The sequence below is a fragment of the Herbidospora yilanensis genome (genome assembly GCF_001570565.1).
Classification (GTDB): Bacteria; Actinomycetota; Actinomycetes; order Streptosporangiales; family Streptosporangiaceae; genus Herbidospora; species Herbidospora yilanensis.
In genome coordinates, this window is sequence record NZ_BBXE01000030.1 from 55,379 (window position 1) to 74,005 (window position 18,627).

At 70.8% G+C, this 18,627-nt stretch carries 16 protein-coding genes; 9 read left to right on the plus strand and 7 right to left on the minus strand.

All coding sequences use genetic code 11. The features are described from left to right. Window positions 1-59: 59 nt before the first annotated feature. The 3 genes from AW273_RS24015 (at window position 60) to AW273_RS24025 (ending at window position 1,780) form a co-directional block, all read left to right on the plus strand. On the plus strand, window positions 60-749 hold the full coding sequence (locus AW273_RS24015) for a phosphotransferase (RefSeq protein WP_062352200.1): 690 nt from the start codon (window positions 60-62) through the stop codon (window positions 747-749). Next, window positions 733-1,176 (plus strand): DUF1707 SHOCT-like domain-containing protein, encoded by a 444-nt coding sequence (locus tag AW273_RS24020; protein ID WP_063910082.1) that lies wholly within the window; start codon window positions 733-735, stop codon window positions 1,174-1,176. The genes AW273_RS24015 and AW273_RS24020 overlap by 17 nt, the downstream gene beginning before the upstream one ends. Before the next feature lie 118 nt (window positions 1,177-1,294). Beyond that, complete coding sequence (locus AW273_RS24025; RefSeq protein ID WP_062352205.1) at window positions 1,295-1,780, plus strand: hypothetical protein; 486 nt, start codon at window positions 1,295-1,297, stop codon at window positions 1,778-1,780. A gap of 16 nt (window positions 1,781-1,796) precedes the next feature. On the opposite strand, the gene AW273_RS24030 is transcribed toward AW273_RS24025, so the two are convergent. Further along, complete coding sequence (locus AW273_RS24030; RefSeq protein ID WP_083949995.1) at window positions 1,797-3,218, minus strand: FAD-dependent oxidoreductase; 1,422 nt, start codon at window positions 3,216-3,218, stop codon at window positions 1,797-1,799. A gap of 91 nt (window positions 3,219-3,309) precedes the next feature. On the opposite strand from AW273_RS24030, the gene AW273_RS24035 reads away from it, so the two are divergent. From AW273_RS24035 to AW273_RS24050, 4 genes are all read left to right on the plus strand, one after another. Next, a complete protein-coding gene (locus AW273_RS24035) occupies window positions 3,310-3,888 on the plus strand; it encodes a TetR/AcrR family transcriptional regulator (protein ID WP_062352211.1) in 579 nt (192 codons plus the stop codon). Between the two features lie 42 nt (window positions 3,889-3,930). Continuing rightward, on the plus strand, window positions 3,931-4,275 hold the full coding sequence (locus AW273_RS24040; RefSeq protein ID WP_062352214.1) for a hypothetical protein: 345 nt from the start codon (window positions 3,931-3,933) through the stop codon (window positions 4,273-4,275). Beyond that, entirely contained in the window at window positions 4,272-5,291 is a 1,020-nt protein-coding gene (locus tag AW273_RS24045; protein ID WP_062352217.1) for an endonuclease/exonuclease/phosphatase family protein, read from the plus strand. The genes AW273_RS24040 and AW273_RS24045 overlap by 4 nt, the downstream gene beginning before the upstream one ends. A gap of 66 nt (window positions 5,292-5,357) precedes the next feature. Continuing rightward, window positions 5,358-7,067, plus strand: a complete 1,710-nt coding sequence (locus AW273_RS24050) for a hypothetical protein (RefSeq protein ID WP_062352220.1) — start codon at window positions 5,358-5,360, stop codon at window positions 7,065-7,067. 24 nt (window positions 7,068-7,091) lie between these two features. Here the strand turns inward: AW273_RS24050 and AW273_RS24055 are convergent, their stop codons facing one another. Together AW273_RS24055 and AW273_RS24060 are read right to left on the minus strand one after the other, a co-directional pair. Then, on the minus strand, window positions 7,092-8,054 hold the full coding sequence (locus tag AW273_RS24055) for an alpha/beta fold hydrolase (RefSeq protein WP_062352221.1): 963 nt from the start codon (window positions 8,052-8,054) through the stop codon (window positions 7,092-7,094). Continuing rightward, window positions 8,051-9,844 (minus strand): multicopper oxidase family protein, encoded by a 1,794-nt coding sequence (locus tag AW273_RS24060; RefSeq protein ID WP_198168322.1) that lies wholly within the window; start codon window positions 9,842-9,844, stop codon window positions 8,051-8,053. The genes AW273_RS24055 and AW273_RS24060 overlap by 4 nt, the downstream gene beginning before the upstream one ends. 74 nt (window positions 9,845-9,918) lie before the next feature. On the opposite strand from AW273_RS24060, the gene chrA reads away from it, so the two are divergent. Next, entirely contained in the window at window positions 9,919-11,034 is a 1,116-nt protein-coding gene (chrA, locus tag AW273_RS24065; protein WP_198168323.1) for a chromate efflux transporter, read from the plus strand. A gap of 63 nt (window positions 11,035-11,097) precedes the next feature. On the opposite strand, the gene AW273_RS24070 is transcribed toward chrA, so the two are convergent. From AW273_RS24070 to AW273_RS24085, 4 genes are read right to left on the minus strand one after another with little or no spacing between them, the layout of a single operon-like run. Beyond that, a complete protein-coding gene (locus AW273_RS24070; protein ID WP_062352227.1) occupies window positions 11,098-11,895 on the minus strand; it encodes a DeoR/GlpR family DNA-binding transcription regulator in 798 nt (265 codons plus the stop codon). Further along, on the minus strand, window positions 11,892-13,187 hold the full coding sequence (locus tag AW273_RS24075; protein WP_062352230.1) for a family 4 glycosyl hydrolase: 1,296 nt from the start codon (window positions 13,185-13,187) through the stop codon (window positions 11,892-11,894). The genes AW273_RS24070 and AW273_RS24075 overlap by 4 nt, the downstream gene beginning before the upstream one ends. Window positions 13,188-13,240: 53 nt before the next feature. Beyond that, on the minus strand, window positions 13,241-15,220 hold the full coding sequence (locus AW273_RS24080; protein ID WP_232327564.1) for a DUF4832 domain-containing protein: 1,980 nt from the start codon (window positions 15,218-15,220) through the stop codon (window positions 13,241-13,243). Window positions 15,221-15,240: 20 nt separating this feature from the next. Continuing rightward, window positions 15,241-17,583, minus strand: coding sequence for a DUF4832 domain-containing protein (locus AW273_RS24085; protein ID WP_062352236.1), 2,343 nt, complete (start codon window positions 17,581-17,583; stop codon window positions 15,241-15,243). A gap of 145 nt (window positions 17,584-17,728) precedes the next feature. On the opposite strand from AW273_RS24085, the gene AW273_RS24090 reads away from it, so the two are divergent. After that, window positions 17,729-18,616, plus strand: coding sequence for a carbohydrate ABC transporter permease (locus tag AW273_RS24090; RefSeq protein ID WP_062352239.1), 888 nt, complete (start codon window positions 17,729-17,731; stop codon window positions 18,614-18,616). The last annotated feature ends 11 nt before the right edge of the window (window positions 18,617-18,627 follow it).

An 18,627-nucleotide genomic window follows, 5' to 3' on the forward strand; every position in this document is an offset into this window, starting at 1 on the left:
GAGAAGATGTCACCGGGACGCCCGCCTATCGCGGCGCCGAAACCCTTAGCCTGGCTACCATGCGCGTAGGTTGCCTGATCGGGTCGGGGCGCGACTGCGACATCTACGAGGCCGGAGCGGGCAAGGTCATCCGGCGGGCCAAAGACGGCCGGAGCCTGGAACGCGAGGCGTCCGTCATGCGCCACGCCAGCCGTGGCGGCTTCCCCGCGCCGCAGGTCTACGACGCCGACGGCCCCGACATCCTGATGGAGCGCCTCGACGGCCCGAGCCTCTACCAGGACGCCGCCGCCCACCCGCGCCGGGTCTCCGACCACGGCAGCCTCCTCGCCGACCTGCTCAAGAAGTTGTCCGCCGTACGCTCACCCGGCTGGCTCCCCGCCGTCTGCGTCGGCAACCACCTGCTCCACCTCGACCTGCACCCGCACAACGTCCTGCTCACCGGCGACGGCCCCCGCGTCATCGACTGGGCCACCGCCGGCCGGGGCGCCTCCGCCGCCGACATCGCCGCCACCTGGCTGGCCCTCGCGTCGGGCTACGTCGACCCCACGCTGCGCCGGAGCCGGGATCTCATGCTGGCGGCCTTCCTCGACCGCGTCGACCGCGAGGCGGCCCGCCCCTACCTGACCGTGATGGCGGAACGCCGCCGTACCGACCGAAACGCCGACCACGCGGAGACGGCCGCCATCGACCGCCTCCTCGCCCGCGAACACCTGACCCCCGAGGAGGCAGTCAATGGCAGATCGACGTGAAGTCCGGGTTTCTGACAATGATCGTGAGGCCGCCGTCGCCCGCCTGCTGGCCGCCGTGGACGAGGGCCGCCTCAGCCTCGACGAATACAACGACCGCATGAGCCGCGCCTACACCTCGGTGACCTTTGGCGACCTCGACAACCTCTTCCTCGACCTCCCCAGCGCCCCGGCCGTGTCGCCCACCGTGACCGCCACCCAGACCAGAACCACGGCCGTGGCGACGGCCGCGTTACCCCGCTGGCTCAAGGTCGTCTGGATCGCCTGGGTCGCCAAGGTCGCCCTCAACCTGGTCATCTGGGTCCTGCTCAGCTTCACCGAGGGCGAACTCCTCTACTTCTGGCCGATGTGGGTCATCATCCCGCCGGGCCTGGCCCTGCTCGCCGTCAGCTACGCCGTCACCGCCTCCCGGCGGAGCGTGCGTTCCTGAAGGGACCCCGGCTCAGTGGCCAGGGGTGGCATGATCTTGGTGGAGTCGGGGTCCTACGCAGGACTTCTCCCGGGAAGATCGACTGCGCCTCATTCGGGCCAGGACGCGGGAGAGAACCATGCTTGCCAAATTCGCGGCGTTGAGCGTCGCCGGGATCATGACGCTGGGCACGCTCGGCGCCGCCCTCCCCTCGAAACCGGGGGACGAGGCGAAACGCCGGGTGGTCGTCTCCGGGACCGTCTACATCATGGACGACGAGAACTTCGGAACCAACGAACGTTGCACCTACTCGCTGCTGGACAACGACCTCGTCTACAACAGCCAGCAGATGGTGATCGACCAGAGCTGGTCCTGCGGCGGGGAGGTCCTCACCGAGCTGCACGGCTTCGTCGATCTTCTGCCGGGTGACGCCATCCGCTACCACGGCGAAGTCGTGCTTCGTGAGGGGCGGTGCGGCTGCCAGGACGACACGATCCGGGTGCGCAGAAGCTTCAACCAGGTCGTCCAGCCCGACACCCAGGCCCGGGTGGCCACGGGGCGCGTCGAATGGAGCGGCGGCGACGCCACCGACATCACTCTGCAGGTGCTGAACATCAACGCCTGACGGCAGGCGGCCGGGTTCAGGTCCCCGCGCGACGGGGGGAGGCGCCCGCCAGGTCGGTCACGACCTGGTCGAGGTGGGTGGTGTCGGTGCCCGCCCAGCCCACGTATCCGTCTGGGCGGACGAGCATCGACGGGCCGCCGGTCGTGGCGGGCGCCGCCACGCGGACCCGGTCGTGCCGGGCGGCGACGCCGGCGGCGCGGATGAGGACGAAGTGGCCGCCGCGCAGCGCTTCGTACAGCCGGCCGCCGCCGGCGAGTGCGACGTCCGGGGCCCGGGTGCCGACCAGGGCGTGCGCGCCGCGGGGCGCGGGGTAGGTGTAGCCGACGCCGCTGACCTGCCCCATGACCTTCGTGCGGATCCGGGCGACGGACAACGCGCGGCGTACCGCGAAGCCGCGGATCGCGCGGCCGACCGGCGACTTGAGCATGGCGCCCCTGATGATGGCGCCGCTGCTGCGCAGCACCGAACGGCCGACCGGGTGGCGTTCGGTCTGGTAGGTGTCGAGCAGGCGGTCGGGCGCGCCGCGCAACACCGCCGCCAGCTTCCAGCTCAGGTTGGCCGCGTCCTGCAGCCCGGTGTTCATGCCCTGGCCGCCGGCGGGGGAGTGGGCGTGGGCGGCGTCTCCGGCCAGGAAGACGCGGCCCACGCGGTAGTCGGGCACCTGCCGTTCGTCGCTGTGGAAACGCGACAACCAGCGCGGGTCGTGCATGCCGAAGTCGGTGCCCAGCGCGCGTCTGGTGACGTCCTGGACCTCTTCCAGGGTGAGCGGCTCGTCGTCGGGAACGGCGCGGCGGCGGTCCCAGGCGAAGACCCGGTAGTAGCCGTCGCCGAAGGGCGCGACGAAGGCGAACGCGTCGCCGACCCCGTTGACGGTCAGCATCTCCGCGGGCCGCTCGGCGACCCGCACGTCCGCGAGCATGATGGACTTCAGCACCGACCTGCCGGGGAAGGGCTGGCCGACGGCCTGGCGCACCGCGCTCCGGAAGCCGTCGGCGCCCACGACGTAGGCGGCGCGGCGGGTCTGGCCGGTGGTGGTGACGGTGACCCCGGTGTCGTCCTGCCGCAGGCGGACGACCTCGGCGTTGTGCACGATCTCGACGCCGGCCGCGAGCGCCCGCTCCAGGAGCAGCTTCTCCACGTTGTACTGCGGGGTGATCAGCAGGTAGGGAAAGCGGCTGGGCAGCCCGCCGAGGTCGACGGTCACCCGGTCGAACAGCCTCAGCTCACTGAGCGTCGCGCCGGTGGACACCAGGCGGTCGGCCAGGCCTCGTGCGTCCAGTTGCTCCAGAGTCCTGGCGTGCACGCCGAATGCGCGCGAGAGGTTGGAGATCCCGCCGTCGCGGCGCTCCAGGATCGTGACGGAGACGCCGGCCTCGGCCAGGTCGCCCGCCAGCAACAGCCCGGTGGGTCCCGCGCCCACCACGATCACGTCGGTCATGACGCCCCTCCTTGAGGAGTCAACGTTTGTTGGCATCAGTAGAACCCGGCGCGCCTGGCATGTCAACAAGTGTTGGCCTACACTTGTTGACATGGCATCGACGATCAAGGGGCGACGCTCGGACGCCACCAAGGAGGCGATACTCGCCGCCGCGCGCGAACTGTTCGCCAGCGACGGATACGAACGCGCCACCATCCGGGCCATCGCCGCGAGCGCGGGAATCGACCCGGCCATGGTCATGCGCTACTTCGAGAACAAGGAGAAGCTCTTCGCCGCCGCCGCCGAGTTCGACCTGCGCATCCCCGATCTCGCGGGCACCCCCCGCGAGCAGATCGGCGCGAGGATCGCCGGCCACGTCATCGACCGCTGGGACGGCGACGAGACCCTCATGGCGCTGCTGCGGGCCGCGGTCACCCACCAGGCCGCCGCCGACCGCATGCGGGAGATCTTCGCCACCCAGCTCCGCCCCGCGGTCCTGGCCATCGCTCCCGACGAGGCCGTCACCCGCGCCGGTCTGGTCGCCACCCAGGTCCTCGGCCTCGCCCTGACCCGGTACGTGCTGCGCCTGCCGCCGGTCACCGCCATGGACAGGGACGCGGTCGTCGCCTGGCTCGGTCCCACCCTGCAGAACTATCTGACCGGCCCCCGGCCGGGCCACGAGGCCCCGTGACCGGATGCCGGGCCGCCCGCCGGTGGCACGGTCACTCCGGGGGTGCGGCAACGCCGCTTCGCCCAGGGCTACGAGACGCCCGCGCGGGCGCTCGCGTCCCTGGCGGCGGCGCTGGCCGTGCTCACCCTCCCCGCGCCGTTCCTGCTCGGCCCGTGGTGGGCCGCGCCGCCGGCGCTGGCGCTGGCCGCGTGGGCGCTCGGCGACGCCGGGATGTTCCGGTTCGTGTTCGGCCGCAAGTGCCCGCTGTTCGGCGCCTACTTCGTCGCCGTCCACTTCGTGGTCGGGCTCGTCATCCTCGCGGGCGTCGCGGCCGGCGCCCTCCAGTGGCTGGCCTCCCCCTCCTTCCGGCGCCTGTACGACGCCCGCACCCCCGAGCCGGCCCGTTGAGGAAGGCGGCGGGGTTCGCGGCGGCCGGCTGGCTGGGTTTCGTGATCCTGCACCACCTGCTCACGGGCCGGTTCTGGGTATGGCTGATCCCCGACATGATCCCGCCCGCCCTCTATCTGGCCGTGCCGGTGACCATCCTGGCGGCCGCCCGGTGCCGCGGCCGGGCGGCGCTGCTGGCGGCCGGATCGTTGCTGCTCGGCGCCGCGCACGCCGGCCTCAACCCCGCCGCGCTGACCGCCCCGGACGGGCCGCCTCCGCCCGGGGCGGTGCGGGTGTTCTCGTGGAACACCGAATACTGGCACCAGGACGACGACCCCCGCGCCTTCTACCGGTTCCTCACCGACCAGCACGCCGACGTCTACGTCCTGCAGGAGTACCTCAACTGGGTCGGCGACCAGCCCCGCGAGGCCGGCGACCTGGCGGCGCTGCGGCGCGAGTTCCCCGGCTACCACCTCGCGGCCGAGGGGGAGCTCGTCACGCTGTCGCGTTTCCCCGTCACGGCCGTCCGCCGGGTCGGCCCGGCGGCCGATCTGGGACCCCGCCCCTCGTGGCGGGCGGCCTTCGACCTCGCCAAGATCCTCCGCACCGACCTGCGGATCGGCGCCTCGACCCTGTCGGTCTACAACGTCCACGTCCCGGCCCAGTACGTGCTGAACGAGAACCCCTTCACCGCGCGCTTCTACACGGAGCTGCGCGGCCGGGGCGAGCGCCGCGCCGCCCAGTTCGGCGGCCTGCTGGCCGACCTCGCCGCCAACCCGGCCGCAGCCCTGGTCAGCGGCGACTTCAACAGCACCGGCGCGATGGGGGAGCTGCGCCCGCTGTTCGACCGGCTGACGAGCGCGAACACGGCGAACCGCGCGATCTACCCCACGTCGTGGTATGCGGGCGTGTTGCCGCTGTGGCAGCTCGACTGGACCTTCACCACGGGGGTGACCGTGCACACGAGCGAACTGGCGGACCCGCGCGGCCTGTCCGACCACCGGGCCCAATCGCTGGCGATCACCATGCGTCGGTAAATGTCACCCCATGGGCAGCCGCCCGCGATGCATCATGGGCCGACGCCAGGCGATCCGGAGGTCCTCGTGAAGAAGAAACGTACAAAATCCGCGGACCTCCAGAACAAGAAGCAGAAGAAGGCCGACCCGAAGCAGCCTTTGATCGACAAGGTGTTCGCCCAGCTCAACACCCAGCAGGCGCCCGTGGTCATCGACCTGACGGACGACGAACCCGCCGCCCCTCCAATCGCCCCGCAGCTCCCGGTGCAGCTCCCGGTGCAGCTCCCGGTGCAGATTCCGGTCCAGATCCCCGTGCAGGTCCTCCCGGTGCAGGCGGGTCCCTCGGCGGCCGACCTGGCCCGCCAGGCGCTCACGCAGCACACGCCGTTCGGGTCCCTGGCCGACATCCGGGCCTTCGTGACGCAGAACTCCCAGGCCGTCGCCACCCTGCTGAACCCTCCCGACGGCGAAGGGGCCAGGGCCCTGATCGCGGCGGCCCGCCTGGTGGTGACCGACCTTCCCCATGACCTGTTCGTCTCCGGGGAGGGCGACCGGCTTCTCTGGGAGGTCATCGGCCGGGCGCTGAACCTGAAGTCGACGCATCCCGTCGAGATGTACGCCGAGATGGCCTCCTGCGTGCAGGACGTCCCGGCCAGGGACGGACGACCGGCGCCCATCGAGGCGATCAACGCGGCGGTGATCGCCGCCGAGGGCGCCAACTGGTTCGCGACCGACTTCCAGAAGATGGTCGCCGAACACGTCGCGCGGGGCGCCTACGCCAAGACCGTGCACGTCGGCGAGGCGCCCGTCAACAACGACACCAAACACGGCAAGTGGAAGGACTACCGGGACGCGGCCAAGCGCCGCATCACGGAGGTCTTCGCGCGGCGGAAGACCGAACTGGGACCGACCTACCAGTCGGCCCTCGGCACGATGGCCAAGAGGGCCGACCTGAAGGACGACCGGTCCCGCGACCGGCTGGCAGACCTGCTCTACTGCCTCGACCCGGCGAGGTTCTGCGTCGCCGTGCTCCAGAAGGGCCGTGACATCGCCGTCTTCGCCAACGTCGGCGACGAGGGGCTCGCCGTGAGCATGGACCGGCTCCTGGCCGCCTCCCGCCTGTCGGGCCAGGCCCGCGAGGAGGCGATCGCCGAACTCATGCCCCGGCTCGTCCAGAAGACCAAGGACGAGGCCAAGTTCGTCAAGACGCGCCGCCGCCTGATCAAGACGCTCGACCATCTGGCCGAGACGGAGGCCGCCCACGGCCGGATCCGGGTCAGGGCGATCCCCACCGAGGTCGAGGGCATGCACGCCGAGATGCAGGCCGCCACCGTCGCCAAGGCCATGCCCGACGGCGGCGGCTCACTGGGCGTCTCCAAGTTGTGCTGCATGCAGTGCTATCTGGCGCTCACCCTGGGAGACCCGAACCTGTTCGACCGCCCGCTGGCCACCCACCAGAACTCCTACCGGTGGCCGCCGCCGGCGTTCGTCAACGACCCCGAGGTGCTGCGGAGGCTGTTCGACCTGGACTCCGCGGTGCCCTACAGCAGCGCCGGCGACCTCGCCCTGCTCAAGGAGGCCATCGAGCAGAACGCGACGAGCGCCCTGGTGAACGCCTACCACTACCTCAAGATGGGCAACGCGAAGATGGACTACCTGTCCAGCGGGGACGAGGCCGAGGGCGCCGACGCCGACGTCCACGCCGCCGCCTACCAGGAGTACCTCAGCCGCGCCGAGCCGCTGACGAAGACGAAGACGAAGAGCGTGCCGGTCAAGAAGCAGCAGCCGAAACAGTGACCGGGGCGTGGGCGACACATCCACCTAGGACAGGGAGGCGAGCCAGCCGGTCAGGATCTCGTTGACCTCCTCCGGGCGTTCCTGCTGGATCCAGTGGCCGCAGCCGTCGAGCAGGTGCGAGGACACCAGGCCCGGCAGGGTGACCGGGTAGGCCTCGATGGCGTCGGCCATCCACATGGTGGACGCGTCGAGGGAGCCGCCGGCGAACAGGGACGGCTGGGTGATGGCCGCGCCGTCGAAGTCGGCCAGGTCCTCCCAGTCGCGGTCCATGTTCCGGTAGCGGTTGAGCGCCCCGCGCATTCCGGTGCGCTCGAACTCGGCCGCGTAGACGTCCAGGTCGTGCTCGCTCAGCCAGGCCGGCAACCGTCCGGCGGGGAAACGCTCGCGCAGGGTGCCGCCCGGGGAGACGAAGTGGGGGTCGGGGGCGTCGCCGCGCGGCATGGTGTCGGCCGACAGGGCGGCGTACAAACCGGCGAGCCAGCCTCGGACGTCCGGCTCGATCTCGGCCTCGGCCCGGCCGGGCTCCTGGAAGTAGCTGACGTAGAACTCGTCGCCGCCGCCCATCGCCGCGAAGACCTCGCTGGGCCGGGGGCCGCCGCGCGGGGCGTAGGGCACGCTCAGCAGCCCGACCGCGCGGAAGACGTCGGGCCTGAGCAGCGCGGAGTCGGCGGCGATGACCGAGCCCCAGTCGTGCCCGACGATCACCGCCGTCCGTTCGCCCAGGGCGCGCACCACGGCGACGTTGTCGTCGACCAGCTCCCGCATCCGGTAGGCCGCCACGTCGCCGGGCTTGGACGAACGTCCGTAGCCGCGGACGTCGATCGCGACGGCGCGACAGCCCGCCCCGGCCAGCGCCGGGAGCTGGTGCCGCCACGAATACCAGGACTCGGGGAACCCGTGCACGAGCAGCACCAGCGGCCCCGACCCCTGTTCGACCAGGTGGACGCGGCCGGCGGCGCTCTCGACCAGGCGGTGGGTGATCGTCATCGGCCCTCCAGGAGCTGCCACGGGCGCATCATCTCGTTGTCCTCGTGTTCCAGCATGTGGCAGTGCTGGATGTAGGTCGCGGGCACCGCCGCGCCGGTGGGCAGGTCGAAGCGCAGGACGATCCGGGTGACCATGCCCGGCTGGGCCACCGTCGTGTCCAGCCGGCCCCGCTCCTGGTCCTCGGGTGCGATCGCCTCTCCCCGCAGGTAGCGCTCCAGGACCGGCCTGGCCTCCGGCCGCCGTCCCCCCGCGATCCACTGGTCGTACGCCGCCCGGTAGCCCTTCGTGTCGAGGCGCTGGCGGTCGAGCACGTGGAACTGCACCAGGTGGACGTGCATGGCGTGCCCGTCGCCGGACAGGTTGACGTACTCCCAGACCTCGGTGGTGCCCACCGTGGGGAAGTCCTCCACCGGGTCGTCGAAGAAGCGCTGGTTGATCGCCAAATGGGTTGACTCGCCCTTCGCGTCCCGGTTGGCGATCAGGACGAACTGCCGCCGCGGCAGCCCCGGCGTGGGGGTCGGCGGGGGGAGTGGGCGCAGGCGCAGCCGGTCGGGCGGGGTGCTGGTGTCGGGGGCCGACCGGGGCAGGGTGACGTGGAACCGCATGATCTCCGGCATCGGGACGTCCTTGCCACCCTGCGGGTAGGGGGTGGCGGCGTCGTTCATCATCGTGATCCGGCTGCCGCGGGCGGCGTCGGTGAGGTCGAGGATGACGTCCAGGCGACCGGCCGGCGGGATCAGGACGTCGGTCAGCCGCAGCGGGGCGGCGCGGAAGCCGCCGTCGGTGCCGATGAGCCAGAAGGGCCGCCGCGACCCGCCGTCCTGGAACCAGAGGTGGAAGTAGCGCTGGTTCGAGCCGTTGAGCAGGCGCAGCCGGTAGCGGCGCGGTTCGACGTCCAGATAGGGATGGGCCTTGCCGTTGACCACCGGGATCGCGCCGAAGAAGTTCGGGTTCCACTTCGGGTGGTAGGGCGTCGGCCCGGTGTCGGGGTAGGACAGCGCCCCGTCGGGCGTCAGGTCGCGGTCCTGCAGGATCAGCGGCACCTCGAAGTCGCCCTCCGGCAGGGCCAGGCTCTCCTCGAAGTCGTCGCGGATCAGGTACAGCCCGGCCAGGCCCGCGTAGATGTTCAGCCGCGTGATCGCCATGGCGTGGTCGTGGTACCAGAGCATCGTGGCCCGCTGCTCGCTCGGGTAGGCGTAGACGACCTCGTTCGGGGCGGCGCCCGGCATGGACGTGTACGCCGGCCCGTGGAGCCCGTCGGGAGTGAACCACGCCTCGGGGTGGCCGTCGAACTGCGGCGGGTCGAAGCCGCCGTGCAGGTGGGGGACGGTCCAGACGTTCGGCGGCGCGGGGAAGTCCCGCGGGTTCCGGCCCCCGGGCGGGTCGGGCGGCACACCCGGGACCTCGCGCCAGAGGGTGACGTCGACCGCCGACCGCAGCAGGTGGGTCTTCGGCAGGTCGTTGCGGTAGCGGACCACCACGGGCCTGCCCCGGCGGGTGACCAGCGCCGGGCCGAGATAGCCCAGCCCGACCCCGCCTGGGGCCTGGTAACCCCACACCTCCGTGGCGGGCAGATCGCGGTGGAAGCGCCAGGCGGCCTGCCGCATCGTCAGCTCGTGGTAGTCGGAACCGGGGAACACCGACCGCTGAGGGGTCGGCGTCGGCAACCGGGGCACCGGGTCGACATACTTGGCCAGGGTGGTCCCGCCGCCGAGCCGCTCCAGCGCGTGCAGGCCGGTGAAGGCCGCTCCCGTGCCCAGCGCGACCTGGGCGAACTGTCTTCTGGTCAACTCCACCGAAACCCCCATACTGTGACGATTCAACTACTTCCCGTCACCGGAGCGGGTAACCCGAAAGGACCGGCGTGCTGCGCGAGGTGATGGTCGTCTTCCTCAAGCTGGGCGTCATCGCCTTCGGCGGCCCGGCGGCGCACATCGCGATGATGCGCGACGAGCTGGTCCGCCGCCGGGGCTGGGTGACCGACCAGCGGTTCGTCGACCTGATGGGCGCGACCAACCTCATCCCGGGCCCCAACTCCACCGAACTGGCCATCCATCTCGGCTACGACCGGGGCCGGTGGCGCGGCCTGATCATCGCCGGGGTCTGTTTCATCGTCCCGGCCGCGCTCATGGTGACCGCCCTGGCCTGGGCGTACGTCACCTACGGCAGTACCCCCGAGGTCGAGGGCCTCCTGTACGGGGTGGTGCCCGCCGTGATCGCGATCATCGCCCACGCCCTGTCCGGCCTGCTGCGCACCGTGGTCAAGAACGCCTGGTTCGCCGTCCTGGCGGTCGCGGCCCTGGCCGCCTACTTCCTCGGCGTCAACGAGCTGCTGATCCTGGCCTCGGGCGCGCTGGTGGCCGCCGCCGTCCGCTCGGCCCGCCGGGGCCTGCTCGCCGTTCCCCTGGCCGGCCCGCTGGCCGGCGGCCTGCCGGTCTTCCCCGACCCCACCGGAGGGCAGCTCGCGCAGCTCTTCCTTACCATGCTGAAGATCGGTTCGGTCCTGTACGGCAGCGGCTACGTCCTGCTCGCCTTCCTGCGCGGCGACTTCGTGGAACGGCTCGGCTGGATCACCGGGCCGCAACTGGCCGACGCCGTCTCCATCGGCCAGGTCACCCCCGGCCCGGTCTTCACCACCGCGACCTTCGTCGGCTACCTCGTCGCCGGTCCGATCGGCGCGTTCCTGGCCACCGTGGCCATCTTCCTGCCGTCGTTCCTGTTCGTCGGCCTCCTCACCCGGCTCACCGACAGGCTTCGCTCCGCCGACTGGACCTCCGCCCTGCTCGACGGCCTGAACGCCGCCGCCCTGGCGCTCATGGCCGGGGTCTCCTGGCAGCTCGGCGTCACGGCGATCGTCGACCCGCTGACGGCCGCCATCGCCGTGGTCACGCTGGTCCTGCTGTGGACGACCCGGCTCAACAACGCCTGGTACATCGCCGCCGGGGCGGCCGTCGGGCTGGCCCGCGCCCTGCTCACGTGATCAGCCGTGCCGCGCGGCCGGATCGAGGTGGTGACGCCCCGACGCGAGCGGTGCGCCGAGGACCTAATCGACCAGTTCGACCGCGATCCCCTCGTCGCGCAGCGTCTCGACCGTCGCCGGGTCGGCCTCCCCGCCGGTGATCAGAAGGTCCACCTCCGGCAGGGCGCAGACCGGGGCCAGGCCCGTGCGGCCCAGTTTCGACGAGTCGGCCACCACCAGGTGGCGGCGTGCGGCCCCGAGCATCTTGCGCTTCATCTCGGCCTCCAGCAGGTTCACGCCGGTGATCCCGGCCGCCGCGTCGACGCCGTGGCAGGTCAGGAACAGCGTGTCGGCGTTGATGCGTTCGAGCATCAGCGCCCCCAGCGGGTCGACCAGGGCGTGGGTCGCCGGTCGTAGCGTTCCACCGGTCAGCAGCACGGTGATGCGGGGGATCGCGGGCTCCAGTTCGACCGCCACGCGCAGGCTGTTGGTGAAGACGACGACGTCGGTCAGTTCGGGACGGGCGACCAGGGCCCTGGCCAGGAACGTCGTGGTGGTGCCGGCGTCGATGACCAGGCTCTCGCCGCTGACGACCAGGCCGGCGGCGTGGCGGGCCAGGCGGGTCTTCTCGACCGCGGCGCTGCCCAGCGAGACCTCGAACGACGGTTCGGCGGCGCGCAGGGGCTTGGCCGGGATCGCGCCGCCCCGCACGCGGCGCAGGGAGCCCTGCCGGTCGAGCAGTTCCAGGTCGGCGCGGATGGTCACGCTGGTGACGCCGAAGAGGCCGGCGAGGTCGGTCACCCGGACGAACTCGTGTTCCAGCACCATCGAGACGATGCGTTCCCGGCGCGTGTCCGCGGCGACGTCGGCCACGTCGGTCATCGGCGCCCGCCCCGGATGCCCGGCGGCAGCAGCGCGCCGTGGGCGTCGATCAGCTCGTCGCACAAGGCTTCGATGGCCGCCAGGGGCAGGGTGGCGGAGGTGCTGGGATCGATCATCGCCGCTTGGTACACCGCCGATCGTCTCTCCTCCAGGGCCGCGGTCACGGTCAACTCAACCACATTGAGGTAGGTCCGGTTCAACGCCGCCAGCGGGACCGGCAGCGCGCCGATCGCGACCGGGTGGACGCCCGAACCGTCCACCCGCGCCGGCACCTCCACACAGGCCTCCGCCGGCAGGTTGTCGATCAGGCCGTGGTTCGGCAGGGTCAGGTAGACCTCGCGCGGCACGCCGGTGACCATCGAGTGGATGACCTCGGAGGCCATCTCGAAGTGCTTCCACCGTGCCAGCAGCGGCTCGCCCGACGCCAGCGAGCCGCGCAGCCGCTCGTAGGAGTCGAGTTTGCGGGCGCTGCGCCGCAGCGCCTCGTCGACGGGCAGGCCGAGCCGCCTCACCTCGCTCTCGTGCGGGAGGAACCAGGGCACGTACTCCGCGGCGTGCTCGCTCGACTCGGTCGGGTAGTAACCGAAGCGCCGGTAGATCTCGCTCCGGACGTCGTGGTCGCCCGCGATCAGGGGGTCGAGGTCGGGATAGAGCGAGCGGCCTCCGCTCTCGAAACGCAACACGAAGGCCTGGTGGGTGACCCCGGCCGTGCGGAAGACGATCTCGTCGAGTTCGCGGCCGACGAGGTCGGCCAGCAGGGCGTGGGTGTCGCGGACGGAGTAGCACAGGCCCGCCACGTTCCGCAGCGGGCTGCCCGCGCGGACGGCCCAGCAGAGCGCGGCCATCGGGTCGGTGTAGTTGAGCAGCCAGGCGTCCGGGCACCGTCCGGCCATGTCGGCGGCCAGGGCGAGCATCTCGGGGATGGTGCGCAGCGCGCGGAAGAGGCCGCCGACGCCGATCGTGTCGCCGAGGGTCTGGCGGAGGCCGTACCGGCGGGGGATCTCCAGGTCGCGGAGGAGGGCGTCGTAGCCGCCGACGTCGAACTGGCAGATCACGAAGTCGGCGCCGTCGAGCAGGGCGGGCCGGGTTCGCGCGGCGTCGACGCGGGCCTTCGCGCCGCTCTCGGCGTCGAGCCGGCAGGCCAGCGCCTCGGCGGTGGCGAGACGGGCGGGGTCGACGTCGTGCAGGGCGATGTGGAGGGCGCCGGCGAGGTCCGTACAGGAGAACAGATCCGAGAGGATCTTGCGGGTGAGTTCGACGTTGCCGGCTCCGGTGATGACGATCTTTGTCATCCGAAACCTCCCGGGAGGGGCGGCCACCGCCCGGGGACGGTGGCCGCCCGCTCCTATTCGAAGCGGATCTCGTCGATGGTGATGGTGGAGGCGCCGCCGTACCAGAAGCCCATGGCGAGCTGGCCGGGGGAGTTCCTGCTGATCCCGTTGGCGGCCATCGGGATGCGGATGTCCTGGTAGGCGGTGGTGATGACCGGGTGCCCGCCGCCGTCGAGGGTGTAGTCGGCGAAGAGTTTGGTGGAACCGCCGAGGCCGAGGTTGAAGTGGTTCTGCTCGCCGCCCGCAGCCCCCTTGACGCGCACGACCAGGTGGGTCCTGGACGTCAGGTCGACGCCCACGTCGCTGCCGAACCAGCCGCAGTTGTCGTACCGGAGAGCGAGCGCGCCGCCGGTGACGACGCCGGAGCCGCCGCCGTCGAGGAAGCAGTTCGCGCCGGTCCACTTGCCCAGATCGTTCTGGGACGGCCAGGCCGGTGATCCGTTGAAGTCGTCCAGCAGGAGCCCCGTCGGACTGGGCGACGGCGAGGGTGAGGGTGAGGGTGAGGGAGACGGACTGGGCGAAGGGGAGGGTGACGGGGAGGGTGACGGGCAGTTGGGGGCGCACTGGCCGACGGTGAAGCTCGTCGCCAGCACGTTGTAGCCGCCCGCCGCGTGCCAGGTTCCCGTGTTGGCGAACCTGATCGAGTAGTCGGCCCGCGACCGCAGCCCGGTGGCCTGGTCGGGCAGCCACAGGCCGAGCCGGTATGTTCCCGGCACCACGTTCGACGGCACGGTCACCGTCTGGGCGGGCAGCGCGTGCGAGCCCGGCGTCCAGCGTCGTGGGTCGAGGCCCGGCACGGCGAGGTCGTACCGGCGCGTGCCGTCGTCGAGCACCAGGAACACCGGGCGCTGCTTGACCGGCCCGGCCCACCCGTCGTTGCTCAGGTCGGCCGAGAAGGTGAGCTGGCCGCCGGGCTGGACCCAGTCGGAGAAGTTCGCGTCGACCAGCCGCAGCCGGTAGCCCATCTTGCGCTTGAGCCGGACGAACGCCGTCTCGGCCGGATCATCGCCCGACGCCGCCAGGTTGGTGGCCTTCCACTTGTTCGTGTTGACGGCCGCGTAGTCCTCGTTGATCTCGGTGAAGTTCAGCTTGGACATCTCGGTCTGGACGTTGACCCCGGCCGCGTCGTTGTAGCCGTCGGAGTTGCAGGTCTCCCCGCCCGTGATGGTGTTGAAGCCGGTGGACGTCATGCGGTCGTACATCCACTGCTTCTTCACTTCGATGTCGAACCAGCCCATCCACGAGTTGTTGTCGTAGGTCCCCATGTCGTTGTAGTCGGCCAGGAAGCAGTCGTTGTGGAAGCCGATCCGGTCCTTCTGCGCCTGGGTGAGCGTGGGCGTGTCCAGCATCTCCTTGATGAAGATCGGGTAGCGCATGGCCAGCGGGATCGTGGCCGGAGTCGTCTCCAGGATCCTCGTGACGACGCGGAGTCGGGTCACGTACTGGTCCTGGTTGAACGGGTCGGAGTAGCTGCCCGTGTGCCATTCGCCCCACGCGCCCAGATATCCGGTCTCCAGGTGCGCCACCACGTCGGCGTTGGCGGTCAGCACCGCGCCGACCTGCGTGACGTGGCCGAGGATCCGCGCCTCGGGCACGGAGGCCCAGCCGTCCCAGGTGTAGGCCGGGCGCAACACGATCTTCAGGCCGGCCGCGCGGACCGCCGCGAGGCCGCTCGCCAGGTTGTCGAGCAGGGCCTGCGGGAGGGTGTCGGTCCCGCTGTACTTGTCGAGGTGCAGGTAGCTGTGGACGAGGGTGTTGGCGTTCTGCTTCGCCCGGGTGAAGGTGCGGTCGAGCAGGTCGGGGTTGAAGCCGGGGATGGTGGCCGCGTTGACGTAGTCGTTGACGGCCGGGTCGTCGATGATCTCGTAACGGTTGTGGTAGCCGCGCTCGGGGTTGGCGATGACGGTGGCGAGGTCGGCCTGGTAGGTGCGGGTCTGCGCCTCGGCGGTGCCGATGACCAGCCCCGTCACGACCAGTGCGGTCGCCGCGGCCACGGCGCTCAGTCTTCTCGGCATCATTCGAACCGGATCTCGTCGATGGTGACGGTGGAGGCGCCGCCGTACCAGAAGCCCATGGCGAGCTGGCCGGGGGAGTTCCTGCTGATCCCGTTGGCGGCCATCGGGATGCGGATGTCCTGGTAGGCGGTGGTGATGACCGGGTGCCCGCCGCCGTCGAGGGTGTAGTCGGCGAGGAGCTTGGTGGAACCGCCGAGGCCGAGGTTGAAGTGGTTCTGCTCGCCGCCGGAGGCGCCCCTGACGCGGAGGACCAGGTGGGTCTTGGACGTCAGGTCGACGCCGACGTCGCTGCCGAACCAGCCGCAGTTGTCGTATCGCAGGCTGAGCGCGCCGCCGGTGACGACGCCGGAGCCGCCGCCGTCGAGGAAGCAGTTCGCGCCGGTCCACTTGCCCAGGTCGTTCTGGGAGGGATATGCCGGGGTCCCGTCGAAGTCGTCGAGGACCAGGCCCGGGGACGCGCCCGCGTCCGTGACGACGGTGACCGTGTTGCTCACCGGCGACAGGTTGCCCGCCGCGTCCCGCGCCCGGACCGTGTACGCGTGGCTCGTCGAGGCGGACAGCCCGCCGTCGGTGTACGTCGTCCCGGTGACGGCGGCGACCTGCGTGCCGCCCCGGTACACCTGGTAGCCGGTGACCCCGACGTTGTCGGTCGCCCCGCTCCATGCCAGCGACACCGACGAGGAGGTCTTGCCGGTCGAGGTCAGCGTGGGCGCGGTCGGCGCCGTGCAGTCGCCGGTGCAGGGGCCGCCGCCGGTGCTGACCGGACCCAGGTTCACCCAGCCGTCGGAGCCCTGGTTGGCGTTGGCGAACGACAGGGGATGAGGAGGCCGCCAGCGGTCGATGGTGTAGTCGGACAGCCGCACCGAGGCCGGCCGGTTGCGCAGCACGGTCTGGGTGACCGCCTCCAGCGGGTTGCGCACCCGCAGCACCAGCGAGTACGACCCGGCGGGCACCCCCGCCGTGCTCAGGTTGGCGGAGAAGTTCACCGGGCGGCCGAAGTCGAGGTAGTCCGCGGTGTTCCAGTCGGGGAACGCGCGGATCCGGAGCGGCTGGACCGTCCGGATGTCCCAGTCGGTGTCCCACGTCTTCACCACGGTGCCCGAGGCGTCGCGCAGCCCGAGCACGAACGTCCACGGATAGTAGAACGGGGCCACCCCGTCGTTCTGGACGGTCACCCCGACCTTGAACGTGCTCCCGGCCGAGGTGTTGAAGTTCGCCTGCGGGATGTGCAGGTTGTAGCCCATCTTGCGGACCCCGGCGGCCACCTTCGGGTCGGTCGGGCTGTAGCCGCCCGCCCCGGTCTGGTTGATCATCCACGAGATGTGGGTGAGCTCGGTGGCGGCCAGCACGTCGTCGACCTGCCCGCCGCCGGCCGGGTAGTTGGCGTAGAGCGAGCCCTGGATCTCGGGCCGGGCCTCGCCGCCGATCGACTGCTCGGTCCACCGGTTCTCGGTGCCGGTGTCCAGCATGATCTGGGTGAACGCGTCGTCCCAGCCGTTCATCGACCGGGGCAGGGTCATGCTCTTGAGCTGGTTGCCGCGCCACTCCTTGTAGGGCCACGAGTCGTCGTGGAACCCGATGTCGGCCGACTCCGCGCCCGCCAGGCCGGGGTAGCGCACTTCGAGCTGGAGGTTGTCGAAGGCGGCGTCGTAGGCGTTGATGAGCGTCCGGATCGTGGTGTCGCTCGGCATCAGGTCGGGGTGGCCGTCGGCGGTGTCGCGGTCGTACGGCCAGGTGTGCCACTCACCCCACAGGCCGACCAGGCCCAGGGACATGAAGCCGGCCCGGGGGTCGTCGTCGTAGCGGGCCGCGAAGGCGTTGATGAAGCCGACGAACGCCGCGATGACGTCGGGGTCGTCGTAGTCGGGGCTGACCGTGCCCCAGAACCCGTTGGTGCGCAGGGCCGTCTTGCCGTTGAGGCAGGGCGGGATGCCGTTGCCCGGGTGGGAGCCGGTGCCGCCGGGATATTCGACGTAGAAGCGGAAGGCCAGCTGGCGGCCCCAGACGGCGGCCTCGTCGAGGGCCTTCTCGAAGACCGTCCAGTCGAAGACCGAGCAGTTCGACGGGTCCTTCATGACCTCGTTGAGCGCGAAGTAGCTCCACAGGACGCCGCCCGGGAACTTCGCTCCGTAGTCGTCGCCGGGGAACAGGTAGGGCGCGAACCCCTTGAGGGGCTGGCCGACCGGCGTGTTGGCGTAGGCGTAGGTGTGCGTGGTCAGCGAGGTGTCGGGGGCCGGACCGGCGGGCGGCCGGGGCGGCGGGCCGGCGGCGGCCTCGGCGGGGAGGGCCTGGCCCAGGAGCAGGGTCGTGAGGGCGGTCAGGGCGGCGAGCCAACGCTTCATGGGGGCCTCGGTTTTCGCATCGAAACCTGGACGTAACGAATTACAAACAGGAATCTTCGATATCGCAACCCTCTGTGAGGTACTTATGATTAGCTCTTGACAAATTTTCGCTAGCCTACATCATTACTTCCGGAAAGGGGCGCGCATGCAGGCGGTTCTGAGGAAGCGTGACGACCGGGTGGCCGGCTGGTTGTTCCTGCTGCCGGTGCTGGTCGGTTTCCTGGTCTTCTACGCCTATCCGACCGTCCGCGGCGTCTGGTACTCGTTCACCGACTACAGCCTGCTCAACGACCCCGCCTATGTCGGCGCCGACAACTACCGTGAGCTGGTCGGCGACGAGCAGTTCTGGAACGCGCTCAAGGTCACCGCCTACTACGTCGTGGTGAACATCGGCTCCCAGACCCTGATCGCGCTGGGGCTGGCCGCGCTGATGCACCGGCTGACCCGGTCGGTCGTGCTGCGCGCGGCGCTGCTCGTGCCGTGGCTGGTGCCGAACGTGACCATCGGCCTGTTGTGGGCCTGGCTGCTCGACCCCGACCTGGGTTTCGTCAACCACCTGCTCGGCCTGGCCGGCCTCGACACGACCCTGTCGTTCAACTCCCCCACCTGGGCGATGCCGCTGGTCGCGCTCGTCAACAGCTGGGCCTACACGGGATACACGGCGCTGCTGCTGTACGCCGGGATGCTGCAGATCCCGCAGGGCCTCTACGAGAGCGCGTCGATCGACGGCGCGGGGGAGGTGCGCATGTTCCGGTCGATCACGCTGCCGCTGCTGCGGCCGATCATCGCGCTGGTGCTGGTCGTGTCGCTGATCGGCTCGTTCCAGATCTTCGACACGGTCGCGGTCGTCTACGGAGGCAAGGCGCCCATCCCGGAGACCCGCGTCATCTACTACTACATCTTCCAGCAGGCCTTCACCTACTTCCACATGGGCTACGCCGCCGCCGTGGCGATGGTCCTCGTGGTCGTCCTCGGCGTGCTGACCGCCGTGCAGATGCGGATGTTGCGCGCGTCCCGGTCGGACCTGGGCTAAGGAGTCACCTC

What these genes read in the sequence shown, in the direction of transcription:
- AW273_RS24070 (WP_062352227.1), bottom strand. Translation starts at nt 11,895, where the DNA reads ATGACCGACGTGGCCGACGTCGCCGCGGACACGCGCCGGGAACGCATC.
- AW273_RS24085 (WP_062352236.1), bottom strand. Translation starts at nt 17,583, where the DNA reads ATGAAGCGTTGGCTCGCCGCCCTGACCGCCCTCACGACCCTGCTCCTG.
- AW273_RS24055 (WP_062352221.1), bottom strand. Translation starts at nt 8,054, where the DNA reads ATGACGATCACCCACCGCCTGGTCGAGAGCGCCGCCGGCCGCGTCCAC.
- AW273_RS24075 (WP_062352230.1), bottom strand. Translation starts at nt 13,187, where the DNA reads ATGACAAAGATCGTCATCACCGGAGCCGGCAACGTCGAACTCACCCGC.
- AW273_RS24020 (WP_063910082.1), top strand. Translation starts at nt 733, where the DNA reads ATGGCAGATCGACGTGAAGTCCGGGTTTCTGACAATGATCGTGAGGCC.
- AW273_RS24025 (WP_062352205.1), top strand. Translation starts at nt 1,295, where the DNA reads ATGCTTGCCAAATTCGCGGCGTTGAGCGTCGCCGGGATCATGACGCTG.
- AW273_RS24035 (WP_062352211.1), top strand. Translation starts at nt 3,310, where the DNA reads ATGGCATCGACGATCAAGGGGCGACGCTCGGACGCCACCAAGGAGGCG.
- AW273_RS24030 (WP_083949995.1), bottom strand. Translation starts at nt 3,218, where the DNA reads ATGACCGACGTGATCGTGGTGGGCGCGGGACCCACCGGGCTGTTGCTG.
- AW273_RS24015 (WP_062352200.1), top strand. Translation starts at nt 60, where the DNA reads ATGCGCGTAGGTTGCCTGATCGGGTCGGGGCGCGACTGCGACATCTAC.
- AW273_RS24090 (WP_062352239.1), top strand. Translation starts at nt 17,729, where the DNA reads ATGCAGGCGGTTCTGAGGAAGCGTGACGACCGGGTGGCCGGCTGGTTG.